At 66.9% G+C, this 15,002-nt stretch carries 16 protein-coding genes; 13 read left to right on the top strand and 3 right to left on the bottom strand.

What is annotated here, in order from left to right:
- Window positions 1-8: 8 nt before the first annotated feature.
- Both ACQHI0_RS04685 and ftsZ read left to right on the top strand, forming a co-directional pair.
- The gene (locus tag ACQHI0_RS04685; protein ID WP_427909083.1) at window positions 9-686 is read left to right on the top strand and encodes a cell division protein FtsQ/DivIB; all 678 of its coding nucleotides are present in this window, start codon (window positions 9-11) and stop codon (window positions 684-686) included.
- Window positions 687-846: 160 nt separating this feature from the next.
- Window positions 847-2,109 carry a cell division protein FtsZ gene (gene ftsZ / locus ACQHI0_RS04690; RefSeq protein ID WP_427906693.1) on the top strand — a complete coding sequence of 421 codons (1,263 nt, stop codon included), beginning with the start codon at window positions 847-849 and terminating at the stop codon, window positions 2,107-2,109.
- A 63-nt stretch (window positions 2,110-2,172) separates the two neighbouring features.
- Here the strand turns inward: ftsZ and ACQHI0_RS04695 are convergent, their stop codons facing one another.
- Complete coding sequence (locus tag ACQHI0_RS04695; RefSeq protein ID WP_427906694.1) at window positions 2,173-2,472, bottom strand: LppU/SCO3897 family protein; 300 nt, start codon at window positions 2,470-2,472, stop codon at window positions 2,173-2,175.
- Between the two features lie 184 nt (window positions 2,473-2,656).
- Between ACQHI0_RS04695 and pgeF the strand changes: the two genes are divergently transcribed.
- From pgeF to ileS, 7 genes are all read left to right on the top strand, one after another.
- The gene (pgeF, locus tag ACQHI0_RS04700; protein ID WP_427906695.1) at window positions 2,657-3,388 is read left to right on the top strand and encodes a peptidoglycan editing factor PgeF; all 732 of its coding nucleotides are present in this window, start codon (window positions 2,657-2,659) and stop codon (window positions 3,386-3,388) included.
- A gap of 76 nt (window positions 3,389-3,464) precedes the next feature.
- On the top strand, window positions 3,465-4,202 hold the full coding sequence (locus tag ACQHI0_RS04705) for a YggS family pyridoxal phosphate-dependent enzyme (RefSeq protein WP_427906696.1): 738 nt from the start codon (window positions 3,465-3,467) through the stop codon (window positions 4,200-4,202).
- A gap of 107 nt (window positions 4,203-4,309) precedes the next feature.
- On the top strand, window positions 4,310-5,065 hold the full coding sequence (locus ACQHI0_RS04710; RefSeq protein ID WP_266299555.1) for a cell division protein SepF: 756 nt from the start codon (window positions 4,310-4,312) through the stop codon (window positions 5,063-5,065).
- Between the two features lie 89 nt (window positions 5,066-5,154).
- Window positions 5,155-5,457: a YggT family protein gene (locus ACQHI0_RS04715; protein WP_067459304.1), complete on the top strand. Its 303-nt coding sequence runs from the start codon at window positions 5,155-5,157 to the stop codon at window positions 5,455-5,457.
- Window positions 5,458-5,517: 60 nt separating this feature from the next.
- Window positions 5,518-6,375, top strand: a complete 858-nt coding sequence (gene wag31 / locus ACQHI0_RS04720; protein WP_427906697.1) for a DivIVA-like cell division protein Wag31 — start codon at window positions 5,518-5,520, stop codon at window positions 6,373-6,375.
- An 89-nt stretch (window positions 6,376-6,464) separates the two neighbouring features.
- Window positions 6,465-6,665 (top strand): hypothetical protein, encoded by a 201-nt coding sequence (locus tag ACQHI0_RS04725; protein WP_427906698.1) that lies wholly within the window; start codon window positions 6,465-6,467, stop codon window positions 6,663-6,665.
- A 278-nt stretch (window positions 6,666-6,943) separates the two neighbouring features.
- On the top strand, window positions 6,944-10,078 hold the full coding sequence (gene ileS, locus ACQHI0_RS04730; RefSeq protein ID WP_427906699.1) for an isoleucine--tRNA ligase: 3,135 nt from the start codon (window positions 6,944-6,946) through the stop codon (window positions 10,076-10,078).
- Between the two features lie 63 nt (window positions 10,079-10,141).
- Here the strand turns inward: ileS and ACQHI0_RS04735 are convergent, their stop codons facing one another.
- On the bottom strand, window positions 10,142-10,555 hold the full coding sequence (locus ACQHI0_RS04735; RefSeq protein WP_427906700.1) for an organic hydroperoxide resistance protein: 414 nt from the start codon (window positions 10,553-10,555) through the stop codon (window positions 10,142-10,144).
- A gap of 75 nt (window positions 10,556-10,630) precedes the next feature.
- Between ACQHI0_RS04735 and ACQHI0_RS04740 the strand changes: the two genes are divergently transcribed.
- Together ACQHI0_RS04740 and ACQHI0_RS04745 are read left to right on the top strand one after the other, a co-directional pair.
- Entirely contained in the window at window positions 10,631-11,164 is a 534-nt protein-coding gene (locus ACQHI0_RS04740; protein ID WP_427906701.1) for a TetR/AcrR family transcriptional regulator, read from the top strand.
- A 262-nt stretch (window positions 11,165-11,426) separates the two neighbouring features.
- Entirely contained in the window at window positions 11,427-11,942 is a 516-nt protein-coding gene (locus ACQHI0_RS04745; RefSeq protein ID WP_427906702.1) for an NlpC/P60 family protein, read from the top strand.
- Between the two features lie 120 nt (window positions 11,943-12,062).
- On the opposite strand, the gene ACQHI0_RS04750 is transcribed toward ACQHI0_RS04745, so the two are convergent.
- Window positions 12,063-12,938, bottom strand: coding sequence for a UTP--glucose-1-phosphate uridylyltransferase (locus ACQHI0_RS04750; RefSeq protein ID WP_427906703.1), 876 nt, complete (start codon window positions 12,936-12,938; stop codon window positions 12,063-12,065).
- Between the two features lie 178 nt (window positions 12,939-13,116).
- Here ACQHI0_RS04750 and ACQHI0_RS04755 point away from each other — a divergent pair, with 178 nt between their 5' ends.
- A complete protein-coding gene (locus ACQHI0_RS04755) occupies window positions 13,117-14,415 on the top strand; it encodes a DNA polymerase IV (protein WP_427909084.1) in 1,299 nt (432 codons plus the stop codon).
- Between the two features lie 59 nt (window positions 14,416-14,474).
- The gene (locus ACQHI0_RS04760) at window positions 14,475-14,972 is read left to right on the top strand and encodes a hypothetical protein (RefSeq protein ID WP_427906704.1); all 498 of its coding nucleotides are present in this window, start codon (window positions 14,475-14,477) and stop codon (window positions 14,970-14,972) included.
- Window positions 14,973-15,002 lie beyond the last annotated feature (30 nt).

Genomic DNA, 15,002 nt, shown 5'->3' on the forward strand with positions numbered 1-15,002 from the left:
GATTGCCGATGCCCGCCGCGCGCGGGTGGCACGGCTACCGTCTCTGGACGGTGGTCGGGGTGGTCGTGGTGACCCTGGTGGTGGCACTGGCCTGGTTCACTCCGGCGCTGTCGGTGCGTACTGTGCGCGTCGACGGCCTGTCGGTGGTGCCGGAGGCCGATGTGCGCGGGCGCCTCGAAATTCCGGACGGCCGTTCGATGTTGCGCATCGATACCACCGCGATCGCGCAGCGCGTCGCCGCGATCCCGAAGGTGCGTTCGGTCCGGGTACAACGTAAATTCCCCTCGACAGTGCTGGTGACCGTCGTGGAGCGAACACCGGTGGTGTATTTCGACGCACCGGACGGCGCCCACCTGATCGACGCCGAGAGCGTCGAATTCGCGATCGAACCCGAACCGCCGATCGGGGTACCGAAATTGCTCACCGAGGGCTCGTTCACCGGCCCCGCGGCCGCCCGAGCAGCGGTAGCTGTGCTGGTGACCCTGCCGCCCGCGCTGTCGGTTCAGGTGGGCGAGGTTGTCGCACGGTCTATTTCGGACGTCTCGCTGAGCCTGCGCGACGGTCGAAAGGTAGTGTGGGGCGGTACGGGCGACGGCGAGCGCAAAGCTGCCGTCGTGTTGCCGCTCCTGACCCGTGAGGGGACCGTGTTCGACGTTTCGAGTCCGAATCTGGTCACGGTAAAGTGAGCGACATTCTTTGTGGCACAAGATTCTGGCTCTCGTCTCGGCGCGCCTGCGCCGGGATCGCAGTGGCTGCGAATAGCGTTCCGCAGCAGTCGGATACTTGACATAACGCCAACCCTATGGTTGAGGTTGAGGGTTTAAGATCGAAGGAAGGCGAGAGCCCATGACGCCCCCGCACAACTACCTTGCAGTGATCAAGGTCGTCGGTATCGGCGGCGGCGGCGTGAACGCCGTCAACCGAATGATCGAACAGGGACTCAAGGGAGTCGAGTTCATCGCGGTCAATACCGACGCGCAAGCCCTGCTGATGAGTGATGCCGACGTCAAACTCGATGTCGGTCGCGAACTCACCCGCGGTCTCGGAGCCGGCGCCGATCCGGAAGTCGGCCGTAAGGCCGCCGAGGACCACAAGGACGAGATCGAAGAGGTGCTCAAGGGCGCCGACATGGTCTTCGTCACCGCAGGCGAGGGTGGTGGCACCGGTACCGGTGGCGCCCCCGTCGTCGCCAGCATCGCCCGCAAGTTGGGCGCCCTGACTATAGGGGTCGTCACCCGGCCGTTCTCCTTCGAAGGAAAACGGCGCGGGAACCAGGCCGAAGTAGGGATCAACCTGCTTCGCGAGTCGTGCGACACCCTCATCGTCATTCCGAACGACCGGCTGCTGCAGCTGGGCGACGCGGCCGTGAGTCTGATGGACGCCTTCCGCTCCGCGGATGAGGTGCTGCTCAACGGTGTTCAGGGTATTACCGACCTGATCACCACCCCCGGCCTGATCAACGTCGACTTCGCCGACGTCAAGAGCGTGATGTCGGGTGCCGGATCGGCACTCATGGGCATCGGCTCGGCGCGCGGTGAGGGTCGTTCGGTGAAGGCGGCCGAGACGGCGATCAACTCGCCGCTGCTGGAAGCCTCCATGGACGGCGCGCACGGCGTGCTGCTGTCGATCGCGGGCGGGTCCGATCTCGGCCTGTTCGAGATCAACGAGGCGGCCTCGCTGGTGCAGGAGGCGGCCCACATCGAGGCCAACATCATCTTCGGTACGGTCATCGACGATTCGCTCGGCGACGAGGTGCGTGTCACCGTCATCGCCGCGGGATTCGACGGTGGCGGCCCGTCGCGGCGCAGTCTCGAGAGCACGACGGCCCCGACGAGCCGGACCGGGGCCAACCCGATCGGTTCCGGTCGCGCGGGCGAGATCGGCCAGGGGCGCGCCCCCGAGGCGCCGACACGGCCCACCGAGCCCGCCACGGCCGGGGTGTCCGGTGGTCGGGCCGCTGCGCCGAACTACCGCGATACCGAGCGGTACCGGGAGTCGGAGCGTCAGCGGGTCACCGAGCGGGCGATGAACGAGGTCAACAATTCGGTGCCGCGTGACGACGGCGACGATGACGACGACATCGAAGTCCCCATCTTCATGCGTCGATAAGGCTGTACGTGAAAGCGCCCGAACTCCTGTCGAGTTCGGGCGCTTTCACGTTGGTGCGAGGGATCAGCCCTTGGCGCTGCCGAGGCAGTACGTGATCTTCGGATCATTGACCACGAGCACCTGGTCGGCGTCCTTGCCGCACAGCTGCTCGTCGACCTGGCCGTCGACGCGGCTGACGACCTTGAAGCTGGCATCGGACGCGGTGCACGGCACGAACTTGTACCCGGTCATCATGCCCTCGTTGTAGCAGCTGCCCTCCTTGAAATTGGGGGCGAGACAGAGGAAGGCGACGGTGCCGCCGCTGCCGAACGTCTCCTCGTAGGAGGTGTAGTCCTCGTGGCACTCGACCTCCTTGTCATGCACCTGGACGACCTGGTAACGGCATTCTCGGCCGAGCAGGCGACGGGCTCGGTCTTGGAGTCGACCACCGCCACCCCGTCGTCGAATCAGGTTCGGTGCGGGTCGAACGAACCCCGCTCGGGTCAGCTTGACCGAAGTCACTGTGCGCGGTGACCGTCCCACCCCGTGATCGCACTACCCTCGAACCATGACTTCCGCACCTCCTACCGTGACCGTTCGCCGGGTGACCACCACCCGCGCCGGTGGCTTCTCCGCCGCGCCCTACGACTCGTTCAACCTGGGTGACCACGTCGGTGACGATCCGGAAGCGGTGCGCCGCAACAGAATTCGGCTGGCCGAGGGCATCGGCCTCACCCCTGACCGGCTGGTGTGGATGGAGCAGGTGCACGGGCGCACCGTCGAGATCGTCGACGGGCCGCGCGCCGAACCGGTCCCGGTGACCGACGCGCTGGTCACGAACGTGCCCGGCCTGGCGCTGGTGGTGCTCACCGCCGACTGCGTGCCGATCCTGCTCTCCGACGACGAGGTCGGCGTCATCGCCGCCGTCCACGCGGGCCGCATCGGTGCCAGAATCGGCATCGTCCCCCGGGTTCTCGACGCGATGGTCTCCGCCGGCGCCCGCATCGACCGCATCGGCGCCTTCCTCGGCCCCGCCGCCTCGGGTCGCCAGTACGAAGTCCCCGCCGCCATGCGCGCCGACGTCGAAGCGCACCTGCCGGGCAGTGCCACCACCACCGTCCGCAAGACCCCCGGCCTCGACCTGCGCGCGGGCATCCGCCGACAGCTCACCGAGGCGGGTGTCGCCGGGATCGCCGTCGACCCCCGCTGCACCATCGAGGACAAAACCCTGTTCAGCCACCGCCGCGGTGCCCCGACGGGCCGCATCGCCGGCGTGATCTGGATGGACGCCGCCGCGTGAACATCGCCCGGATGAGCCGGGTCGCCGGCTCGGAAACCACCGCGGGCCGCACCCGCACGACCACCGGAGCACGCGTATGACCTCGGACACCGCAGCGACGACAGCACGCACCGCGGAACTGTCCGCGCGCCTGGACGGTCTGCTCGCCCGCATCGACGCCGCCGTCGAATCCGCGGGTCGTCCGGCGGGTTCGGTCAAGCTGCTCCCGGTGACCAAGTTCTTCCCGGCCGCCGATGTCGCCATCCTGCACGCTCTCGGCCGACGCGAATTCGGTGAGTCCCGTGAGCAGGAAGCCGCCGCGAAGGTCGACGAACTCGCCTACGACGATGTCGAATGGCACATGATCGGCCGTTTACAACGCAACAAGGCTCGCTCGGCCGCCCGCTGGGCGCACACGGTGGCGTCGGTAGACAGCGAACGTCTGGCAAACGCCCTGGACAGAGCCGCGCAGGACGCACTCGCAGCCGGCGAGCGTATCGCGCCGCTGCGGGTGCTGCTGCAGGTGAGCCTCGACGCCGACCCCGGACGCGGGGGTGTCGCACCCGCCGATCTGCTCACCCTGGCCGACCTGGTAGCGAAGGCTCCCGGCCTGCATCTGGCCGGTCTGATGGCGATTCCGCCCCTTGACGCCCCGACTGATGTGTCGTTTGCGAATCTTGCGACATTGCACACTTCGCTGCTCGCGCAACACGCCGAAGCCACCGAACTTTCTGCAGGTATGTCGGGTGATTTGGAGATTGCGGTCGAACACGGTTCGACGTGTGTGCGTGTCGGAACTGCCTTGATGGGCGCCCGACCGATAACCTCGGCGTAGCAAAGAAACCTCATCAGTCACATTCGACACATACGATTGGGCCGAAGAGGCGCTGAGCAAGAACTTCAACACCCGGCCGCCACCGGGGCCGAAGGAAGGTCGACCAGATGAGTACCCTGCATAAGTTCAAGGCGTACTTCGGCATGGTTCCGCTCGATGAGTACGAAGACGACTACGTCGACGATCATGCCCCTCGTGGCGCCGAGGAGCGCGCGGGCCGCGCCCGCCCGCGCAGCTACGACCGCTATGCCGAAGACCGTTACGGCGCCGACCGTTTCGAGGACGAGGCCGACGACTTCCCGCAGCCGGCGTACAAGTCGGCCTACCAGGCGCGTCGCGACGATTACGTCGCCGACACCTACGCCGACGATCGCTACGAGACGCCGCGACGCCCCACCAGGATCGAAACGGCGCCGTCGTCGGGCCGGTCCTTCCGGGCAGGCGGTGTCGCACCCGGTATGCGTGGCTCCACTCGTGGTGCGCTCGCGGTCGATCCCGACGCCGAGGAGCGCAGGCTGGAGGAGCGCATGCGCCCCGAGCCCGCGCCCGCGCGGCGTCCTGGGATCTTCGAGGACGGAGGTCCCTTGTCCAAGATCACCACGCTGCGTCCGCGCGACTACAGCGAGGCCAGGATCATCGGTGAACGGTTCCGCGAAGGGAATCCGGTCATCATGGATCTGGTCGACCTGAGCAATGCCGATGCGAAAAGGCTGGTCGATTTCGCGGCCGGGCTGGCGTTCGCGCTGCGTGGTTCGTTCGACAAGGTGGCGACAAAGGTGTTCCTGCTCTCACCGGCCGATGTCGACGTATCAGCGGAAGAACGCCGCCGGATCGCCGAAAACGGCTTCTACAACCAGAAATAGAGTCCGCACACCCGTTACCGAGATGGCCGCCCGCGCACTGCGCGGCGCGGCCATTTTGCACGCCGCGTTTTTTGCGGCAGAGTGAAGCCGTGGCCCTGTTCGCGGTTCTGTACCTCGTGCTTTTCATCTTCTGGCTGTTGCTCATCAGTCGGGTGATCGTGGAGTTCATTCGCAGTTTCGCGCGCGACTGGCGCCCGACCGGTGTAGTGGTGATCGTCCTCGAGGCGATCTTCACTGTTACCGACCCTCCGGTGAAACTGCTGAGGCGTTTGATACCTCCTGTGAATCTTGGGGGGATTCGTCTCGATCTTTCGATAATGGTCCTGCTCTTCCTCGTCTTCATCCTGATGTCGATCGTGGGTAGGCTCGGGCAGCCCGTGACCTCCGTGTGACACAATGAATCGAGAAGACCGCTTGCTAGTTCTCCAAAAGACGCGTGAAGGGATCCTTCGATGCCGCTGACTCCTGCCGATGTGCACAACGTCGCGTTCAGCAAACCGCCGATCGGTAAGCGCGGCTACAACGAGGACGAGGTCGATGCCTTCCTGGATCTCGTCGAACAGGAGCTTTCGCGCCTGATCGAGGAGAACGCCGACCTGCGTCAGCGGGTCGCCGAACTCGACACCGAGCTGGCCGACGCCAAGAAGAACCGCGGGCCCGCCCCGGTCAACGCCGCGAAAGCCCCCGTACAGCAGGCGCCTCCCCCAGCGCCAGAACCTGTCCCGCAGCCGGTTCCGGTCGCGCCGCCCGCGCCGATGCCCGTCGCGGCGCCGGTGCAGAACAACGGCCCGGACGCGAACATGCAGGCCGCGAAGGTGCTCACCCTGGCGCAGGAGATGGCTGATCGCCTGACCACCGACGCCAAGACCGAGGCCGAGGGACTGCTCTCGAACGCGCGGGCAAACTCCGAGCGACTGGTCGGCGACGCCCGCACCCGTTCGGAAGCGATGATCGCCGACGCGCGGCAGAAGTCCGACGCGATGCTGTCCGACGCGCAGAACCGCTCCGACACCCAGATCCGGCAGGCCAAGGACAAGGCCGAGGCGCTCACCGCCGACGCCGAGCGTCAGCACGCCGAGATCATGGCCACGATCACGCAACAGCGCACGGTGCTGGAAAGCCGCATCGAGCAGCTGAAGACCTTCGAGCGCGAGTACCGCGTGCGCCTGAAGTCCTACCTGGAATCGCAGCTGGAAGAGCTCGAGAACCGTGGGTCGGCCGTGCCGGTCGACGGTGGCGAGTTCGCGGGCGAAACCAACGGTTCGGCCAACAGTCTCGCTCCGGCTTCCTTCGCCAAGGGCGGCAAGTAAACTGGTTCCCGAGTCGCGCGACGCAGCGCGTCGCGTGATTCGGGAACGCCCAGTTACCCTCGGGCTGCTCGGTTTGCTTGGGAGTCAGCATGCTCGTCTTGACGCTTGTTCTTGCTGCGATCGGCTTCGGACTGCTCGTCGCGGCGCTCGCCACCGGCTCGGTGGTATGGGCCTGGGGATGCATTGTGATCTGTGTTGTCGGTGCCGCGAGTTTGCTCGTGAGCGCACTGGCCACCCGGAAACCGGAGAGCGAACCGACCCCGGCCGGGCGGCACTCCCGGCGGAACTGAACCGGCGCGAAATATCGGCTGGACGCGTCCGGTTAGAATCCAAGTACACATGGCACTGATCCGGCTATCACCGGGGAGCCTTCGGAAGAACAGCGTTCGCGCTCAGTAGAACCGAACGGGTGAGCCCGTCACAGCTCACACAACGAGAGGCCTGGCCCGTTCCGTAGGGAGTGGACCAGGCAAACGGGGTGGTACCGCGGTACGGCGCACCGGCGCCGACATCGTCCCCGTGCCCACATCTCGCGCTCACGGCGCGGCGGCACGAGGAGCAATCCGCGATGGCGGACGAGACAACTACCGGTAGCGCATACCCCCGGGTCGACTTCGGCGCGGCTGCGGGCGCGACGTTCCCGGAGCTCGAAACCCAGGTGCTCGACTACTGGGCCCGCGACGACACCTTCCGCGCCAGCATCGACAACCGGGATGAAGAAGGCGAGTTCGTCTTCTACGACGGGCCTCCGTTCGCCAACGGCCTGCCGCACTACGGCCACCTGCTGACCGGCTACGTGAAGGACCTGATCCCGCGCTTCCAGACCATGCGCGGTAAGAAGGTCGACCGCCGCTTCGGCTGGGACACCCACGGCCTGCCCGCCGAGATCGAGGCGGAGAAGCAGCTCGGCATCACCGACAAGGCTCAGATCGACGAAATGGGGCTGGCCGAGTTCAACGCCGCCTGTAAGTCGTCGGTGCTGCGCTACACCGGCGAGTGGCGCGACTACGTCACCCGGCAGGCCCGCTGGGTCGACTTCGACAACGACTACAAGACCCTCGACCTCGACTTCATGGAGTCGGTCATGTGGGCGTTCAAGTCGCTGCACGAGAAGGGTCTGATCTACCAGGGCTTCCGCGTGCTGCCCTACAGCTGGTACGAGCAGACTCCGCTGTCGAACCAGGAGACCCGCCTCGACGACGCGTACAAGATGCGGCAGGACCCCGCGGTCACCGTCGATATGCAGCTGGTCGTCCCGGCCGAGCATCCCTTCGCGGCCCTCGACGGCGCGAATGCGCTGATCTGGACCACCACGCCGTGGACCCTGCCGTCCAACCTCGCGATCGCGGTGCACCCCGACGTGCGCTACGTGCATGTGCGCGGCGCCGATGACAAGCGCTATGTGCTTGCCGCCGAACGGGTCTCGCACTACGCCCGCGAGCTCGGTGACGAGCCGGAGGTGCTCGGCGAGTACGACGGCGCGGCGCTGGCAGGCCTGTCGTACCGGCCGCCGTTCGACTTCTTCCTCGGCCACCCGAACGCGCACCGCGTGCTCGAGGCCGATTACGTCACCACCGATTCCGGTACCGGCGTCGTCCACCTCGCGCCGGCTTTCGGTGAGGAGGACATGGACGTCGCCTCGGCGAACGGGATCGAGATCGTGCAGCCGCTCGACCCGGCGGGCAAGTTCACCTCGATGGTGCCGCCGTACGAGGGCCTGATGGTGTTCGACGCCAACCCGGTGATCATCAAGGACCTCAAGGCCGCCGGAAAGCTGTTGCGGCACGAGACGATCGAACACTCCTACCCGCACAGCTGGCGCTCCGGCCAGCCGCTGATCTACATGGCCGTGCCGTCGTGGTTCGTCGCGGTCACCAAGTTCCGCGACCGGATGGTCGAGCTCAACCAGCAGATCAGCTGGGTGCCCGAGCACATCCGCGACGGCCAGTTCGGCAAGTGGCTCGAAGGCGCGCGCGACTGGAACATCAGCCGAAACCGCTACTGGGGCAGCCCGATCCCGGTGTGGGTCTCCGACGACCCGGCCTACCCGCGCGTGGACGTCTACGGATCGCTGGACCAGCTCGAAGCCGACTTCGGCGTGCGCCCCACCGACCTGCACCGCCCCTACATCGACGACCTCACCCGGCCCAATCCCGACGACCCGACCGGGAACTCGACCATGCGCCGGGTACCCGAGGTGCTCGACTGCTGGTTCGAGTCGGGCTCGATGCCGTATGCCCAGGTGCACTACCCGTTCGAGAACAAGGAATGGTTCGACAGCCACTTCCCCGGCGACTTCATCGTCGAGTACAACGGGCAGACCCGCGGCTGGTTCTACACGCTGCACGTGCTCTCGACCGCGCTGTTCGACTCCCCGTCGTTCAAAACCGTTGCCGCGCACGGCATCGTGCTCGGTGACGACGGCCTGAAGATGTCGAAGTCGAAGGGCAACTACCCCGACGTCAACGAGGTCTTCGACCGCGACGGCTCCGACGCCATGCGCTGGTTCCTGATGAGTTCGCCCATCCTGCGCGGTGGCAATCTCATCGTCACCGAGCGTGGCATCCGCGAGGGCGTGAGCCATGCGATGCGGCCGCTGTGGAACGCGTGGACCTTCCTGCAGCTCTACGCCTCGAAGCCCGGTGTGTGGCGTACGGATTCGCCGAACGTGCTCGATCGCTACATCCTCGCCAAACTCGCGGTCACCCGCGACGTGGTCACCGAGGCGCTCGAGACCTACGACATCGCCGGTGCCGCCGACGAACTGCGTGGGTTCGCCGACGCGCTCACCAATTGGTATGTGCGCCGGTCGCGTTCGCGTTTCTGGTCCGAGGACCGCGACGCGGTCGACACCCTGCACACGGTCCTCGAGGTGGTCACCCGGCTCGCCGCACCGCTGCTGCCGCTGATCACCGAGGTGATCTGGCGTGGGCTCACCGGCGAGCGTTCGGTGCACCTGACCGACTGGCCGACCGAGACCGAGCTGCCGCACGATCCCGAACTCGTCGCCGCCATGGACGAGGTGCGGGTCGTGTGCTCGACAGTGCTGAGCCTGCGCAAGGCGCAGAACCTGCGGGTGCGGCTGCCCTTGGCCGAGGTCACCATCGCGGCGGCGGATGCCGAGCGGCTCGCACCGTTCACCGAGCTGATCGCCGACGAGGTCAACGTCAAGAAGGTCGACCTGACCACCGACGTCTCCGCGCACGGCCGGTTCGAGCTGGTCGTCAACGCGCGCGCCGCCGGTCCGCGCATCGGCAAGCAGGTCCAGACGGTGATCAAGGCCGTCAAGGCAGGGGAGTGGAGCGAATCCGCCGACGGTGTCGTGACCGCTGCCGGAATCACGCTGCTGCCCGAGGAGTACACCCAGCGCCTGGTGGCCGCCGAACCCGAGTCCACCGCCGCCCTGCCCGGTAATGCCGGCCTGGTGGTGCTGAACTCGGTGGTCACCGAGGAATTGGAGGCCGAGGGCTGGGCCCGCGACCTCATCCGCGACCTGCAGGAAACCCGCAAGTCGCAGGGGCTCGACGTGTCCGACCGGATCAGCGTGGTCCTCGACGTTCCCGCCGAGCGGGCGGAGTGGGCCGCGACCCACCGCGACCTGATCGCCGGGGAAATCCTCGCCACCGCACTGACTTTCGGTGATGCCGGTGCCGATGCCGCCGAGATCACGGGCGGCGTGAAGGTCTCGGTCGCCAAGGTCTGAGTTCTGTACAGCTGAGAAAGGTCCGGGCATTCAGCGCCCGGACCTTTCTTGTTCGGTGGACGGTTACTCGACAACCAGTTCCACCGGGATGTTGCCCCGGGTGGCGTTGGAGTACGGGCACACCTGGTGGGTGGTCTCGATCAGTTGTTCGCCCTGCTCGTTGTGCAGGTGCTCCGGCAGCTCCACGCGCAGCACGACCGAGAGGCCGAACCGGCCGCCCTCGAGGGGATTCAAACCGACCTCGGCCGTCACCGACGCGTCGTCGGCGTCGAGCTTCATCCGCTTGGCGACCAGCTGCAGCGCGCTCGCGAAACAGGCCGAATAGCCCGCCGCGAAGAGCTGCTCGGGGTTGGTCCCCGCGCCGTCGCCACCCATCGCCTCGGGACGGGCGAGCTTCAGATCGAGCACGCCGTCATCGGTGTACGAACGGCCGTCGCGGCCGACCGAGGTGGCGATCGCGGTGTAGATGGGAGCCATGATGTGTCCTCCTAGACAGACTTGTCTGTTCACTTGCGACCGAGAGTAGACAGGTCTGTCTGCTATTGTCAAGGGGTGAGCGAAGCCCGTGATCGTCTACTAGAAACTGCTACTCGGCTGTTCTATGCCGAGGGCGTGCACACGGTCGGCATCGACCGGATCATCGCCGAGGCCGGCGTCGCCAAGGCCACCTTCTACCGGCACTTCAAAAGCAAAGATGACCTGGTCGTGGCCTATTTGCAGCGCGAATACGCGCGCCAGCGCGAGGCGCTGGAATCGGTCGAAGGCGAAGGCTTCGCCACCATTACCACCATCTTCGACACCCTCCGCGACATCAGCTGCGGCCCCGGCTTCCGTGGCTGCCCGTTCCTCAACGCCGCCGTCGAGTTTCCCGATCCGGAACATCCGGTCCGCCGCGTCGTCGACGACTACCGTGCTTGGTTTCGCGAACTCATGGCCGAACGCCTCCGTGTGGGTGGCCATTCCGCCCCCGACGACGCGGCCCGCGCCCTACTTCTCACCCGCGATGGCGTCACGATCAGCGGCGGCGTGGGCGACAGCGACACGGTGCGCGCGGGCATCAAGGCGGCGCTGACCCTCATCGCCTGAGCGTGCGAAAAAAGATGCTGGAAAGTTGCTGAATTTTGTGACATCGGCGAATCAGTCGGGCAGAATCGTGATGTTACTGCTGATGCGCATGGAACCGCTGAGGCGACAGTGACTGCTCGTGACGATTGTCCTGTGGAAACGGTGCCGCGTCGACGATGGCAACATCGCGGCGCGACACCGGATCAGCGGGTGGCGCAGGCGATGCCGCCCGATAGCCGACCAGCCGGAGGCTCAGCACCCGGCCGTGAGGAAGGGCGCGCACATGAAGCGAAAACTCGTGAGACGGTTGGCCTTCGGCTTCGTCACCACCATCACCACCACCCTCGTGCTGGCAGGTCCGGCATGGTCGCAGCCCGGCAGCTCGTCGGGCTCGGGCGAATCCGGCTCGTCGTCGGGTAGCTCCAGCGGCTCCGGCATGATTCCGTTTCCCAGCGCGACCGGCGTCGGCGCACTCACCGCCGCCCTGACCCAGATCGGCAAACCCTACGAGTGGGGCGCCGTCGGCCCGCACTCCTGGGACTGCTCGGCGCTGGTCCAGTGGGCATTCCGCCAGGTCGGCGTCACCCTGCCGCGCACCACCTGGGAGCAGGCGAAAGTCGGCCTCCCGGTGACCTTCGGCGGCCTGGCACCCGGCGATGTCGTCATCCTCAACGGCGACGGCTCGCACGTCGGCATCTACGCAGGCGGCGGCCAACTCCTCGACGCCCACGACTGGGGCATCCCGGTCGGACTACACCCGCTGCGCGAGTTCGACATCTTCGCGATCCGAAGGTTCTGAATTGTTGGCGGCTGGCGCCGCGGGTCGCGGCCCTTCGGGCCCCGATTCTTCTCTCCCTCCGGGCACTCCTTCGTCGCACCCTCCACTCAGTCCAGAATCGGGCGGGCCACGACAACGACCTCAGTCCACCAGTTGCCGTAGCAGCGGGCCGTATTCGGGATGGGCAAGGGCCGAGGCGAACTGGGCTACCAGGTAATCGGCCGGGTTGCCGGTGTCGTACCAGCGACCCTGGATGACCTGGCCGTACACCGCGTGCTCGGCGGCGTAGTTGTTGATCGCGTCGGTCAGGTACACCTCGCCGGTCTGGTGGGTGTACCAGTTCTCGGTCTGGATGCGCAGCTCGTCGATGATGCCCGGCGTCACCACGTATCCGCCGATCGCCGCGAAGGCCGACGGTGCGTCTTCGGGCTTTGGCTTCTCCATCAGGCCGGAGATGCGCAGGAGTCCGTCGTCGAGGTCCTCGCGCACCACCGGCACGCCGTAGCGCTGCGATTCGCCCGGCGACATCGGCAGCAGCGCGAGCACCGGGCATCCGGTGGATTCGTAGGCGGTGATCAGCTGCTGGGCGCGTGGTACCTCGGCGACGAACACGTCGTCGGGCCACAGCACCAGCATCGGTTCGTCGCCCAGATGCCGTGCGGCGTTGAGCACCGGCGTGCCGTTGCCGTACGGGCCGTGCTGGTCGAGGTAGGTGATGTGGCCCTCGCGGGAGAGCTCACCGACTTCCTCGACCGCGTCGGCGTAGGCGGACTTGCCGTCGGCGCGTAGTTGCGCGACCAGCGCCGGATTCGGCCGGAAGTGATCCTGGATCAGCGACTTGCCGCTGCTCACGACGATGGTGATGTCGGTGATCCCGGAGGACACCAGCTCACGCACCGTGTGTTCGATGACCGGTTTGTCACCGACCGGCAGCATCTCCTTCGGCGTCGCCTTGGTCAGCGGAAGCAGCCGGGAGCCGATTCCCGCCGCCGGAATGACAGCCTTGCGGATCTTCATCCCTCGATCATCACATATCCGCCTGGGTGATCGGTGTGCCACGGTTGTGAACGGCTCGAGGGAATTGTCGGTGGCCGGGCGTAGATTGCGACTCGTGCGCACCCACACCCCTGTCGCCGGGGCTCCGGCCAGGCCCGATGCGGCCGTCACTGCCCGGCGCTGGGTGCTGCACATCGATATGGACGCCTTCTTCGCCTCGATAGAGCAATTGACGAGACCCACGCTGCGGGGGCGCCCGGTCCTCGTCGGTGGGGCGACCCAGCGCGGAGTGGTCGCGGGGGCCAGTTACGAGGCTCGGGTCTACGGCGCGCGTTCGGCCATGCCGATGCATCAGGCCCGGCGCCTGATCGGCGTGTCGGCCGTGGTCGTGCCGCCGCGCGGTGCGCTGTACTCGGTGCTGAGCGGGCAGGTGTTCGACGCGTTGCGCAGCTGTGTTCCGGTACTGGAGACGCTGTCGTTCGACGAGGCCTTCGCCGAGCCCGCCGAGTTGGCGGGCGCGAGTGTGGCGCAGGTGCAGGACTACTGCGCGATGCTGCGCGCGCTCGTCCTGGCGCAGACCGGCCTCACCGCCTCGATCGGCGCGGCGACCGGGAAACAACTCGCCAAGATCGGCTCCGGCCTCGCGAAACCCGATGGGATGCGGGTGATTTCCCCCTCCGAGCAGGGTGAACTGCTCGCCTCGCTCCCGGTGCGCAAACTGTGGGGGATCGGGCCGGTCGCCGAGAGCAGGCTGCGCAGCCTCGGTATCGAGACGGTCGGCGCGTTCGCCGCACTGCCGGAATCGGAGGCCGCCTCGATCCTCGGCGGCAGCATGGGCGCCGCCCTGCACCGGCTCGCGCGCGGGATCGACGACCGCCCGGTCGCCGAACGCGCCGAGGCCAAACAGATCAGCGCCGAGAACACCTACGAGCGCGACATCGTCACCATGGCGCAGCTGCGCGCCGCCGTCACCGCGATGGCCGCCTCGGCGCATCGCAGGCTCGAACGCGACGGCCGCGCAGCCCGCACCGTGGTGCTCAAACTCAAGAAGTCCGATATGGGCATCGTGACCAGGTCGTTCACCCTGCCCTACGCCACCGCCGACCTGACCACTCTGGCCGCCGCCGCGCAACGCTCCGCGATCGACCCCGCCGAGCTCGGCCCGATCCGTCTGGTCGGGGTCGGCTACGGCGGATTGTCGCTGGTACGACAGGAATCGCTGTTCCCCGAACTCGATCAGGCCGTGCCCGAGGACCTCGGCACCGTCACCGACACGGCGCCGCCACCGGAAGAGCAGCCGAATCTGCCTGCGGGACTGTGGTTTCCGGGAATGGATGTGAATCACCCGGAATTCGGGCACGGGTGGGTACAGGGCGCGGGCTACGGCGTGGTGACCGTGCGTTTCGAGACCAGCTCGACAGGTCCCGGTGCGGCGCGTACCTTTCCAGCCGACGACACGGGGCTGACACGGGCCGATCCGCTCGCCAGTCTCGCGTGAAGAGTAGCCTCGGCTACCGCGATGGAATCCCGCCCCCCTCGAACGCAAAGGACGAGCAGTTGAAGCTTCGTACGACCGGACGTGTAGCGATCGCCGGACTGGCCGTGGTCGCCGCCCTCGGCCTGAGCGCGTGCAGCGACGACAAGGGTGACAAGCCCGCCGCCAAAACCACCACCAGCGCGAAGGCTTCGGCCTCGGCCGCCGCGGACCTGCCCCCCGTGCCGACCGTGGAGGAGCTCAACCAGCAGCTCACCACCGCGCTCGACCCGTCGGTCCCCAACGACCAGAAGCTGGACTTCGTGCAGGGCGGCGAGGCCGACCCCGAGCTGCCGAACCGGTTGGCCCAGGCCGCCTCGGACGCCAATGTCCAGGTGCAGGTCACCGAGGTGACCTCCTTCGGTGACAGCGTCAACGCGAAGGCCAACTTCACGGTCAACGGTCAGACCAATGTCGTCGACGTGCCGTTCGTGGCCGAAGAGGGCAAGTGGAAGGTCCAGAAGTCGTGGGCCTGCGGCATGATGACCAACCTGGGTCAGACCTCGGTCGCCTGCCCCTGATCTGCCCCGCTCGAGCCCCGTTCGGAGGTT

It is taken from the genome of Nocardia sp. FBN12, assembly GCF_050320175.1.
Lineage (GTDB): Bacteria > Actinomycetota > Actinomycetes > Mycobacteriales > Mycobacteriaceae > Nocardia.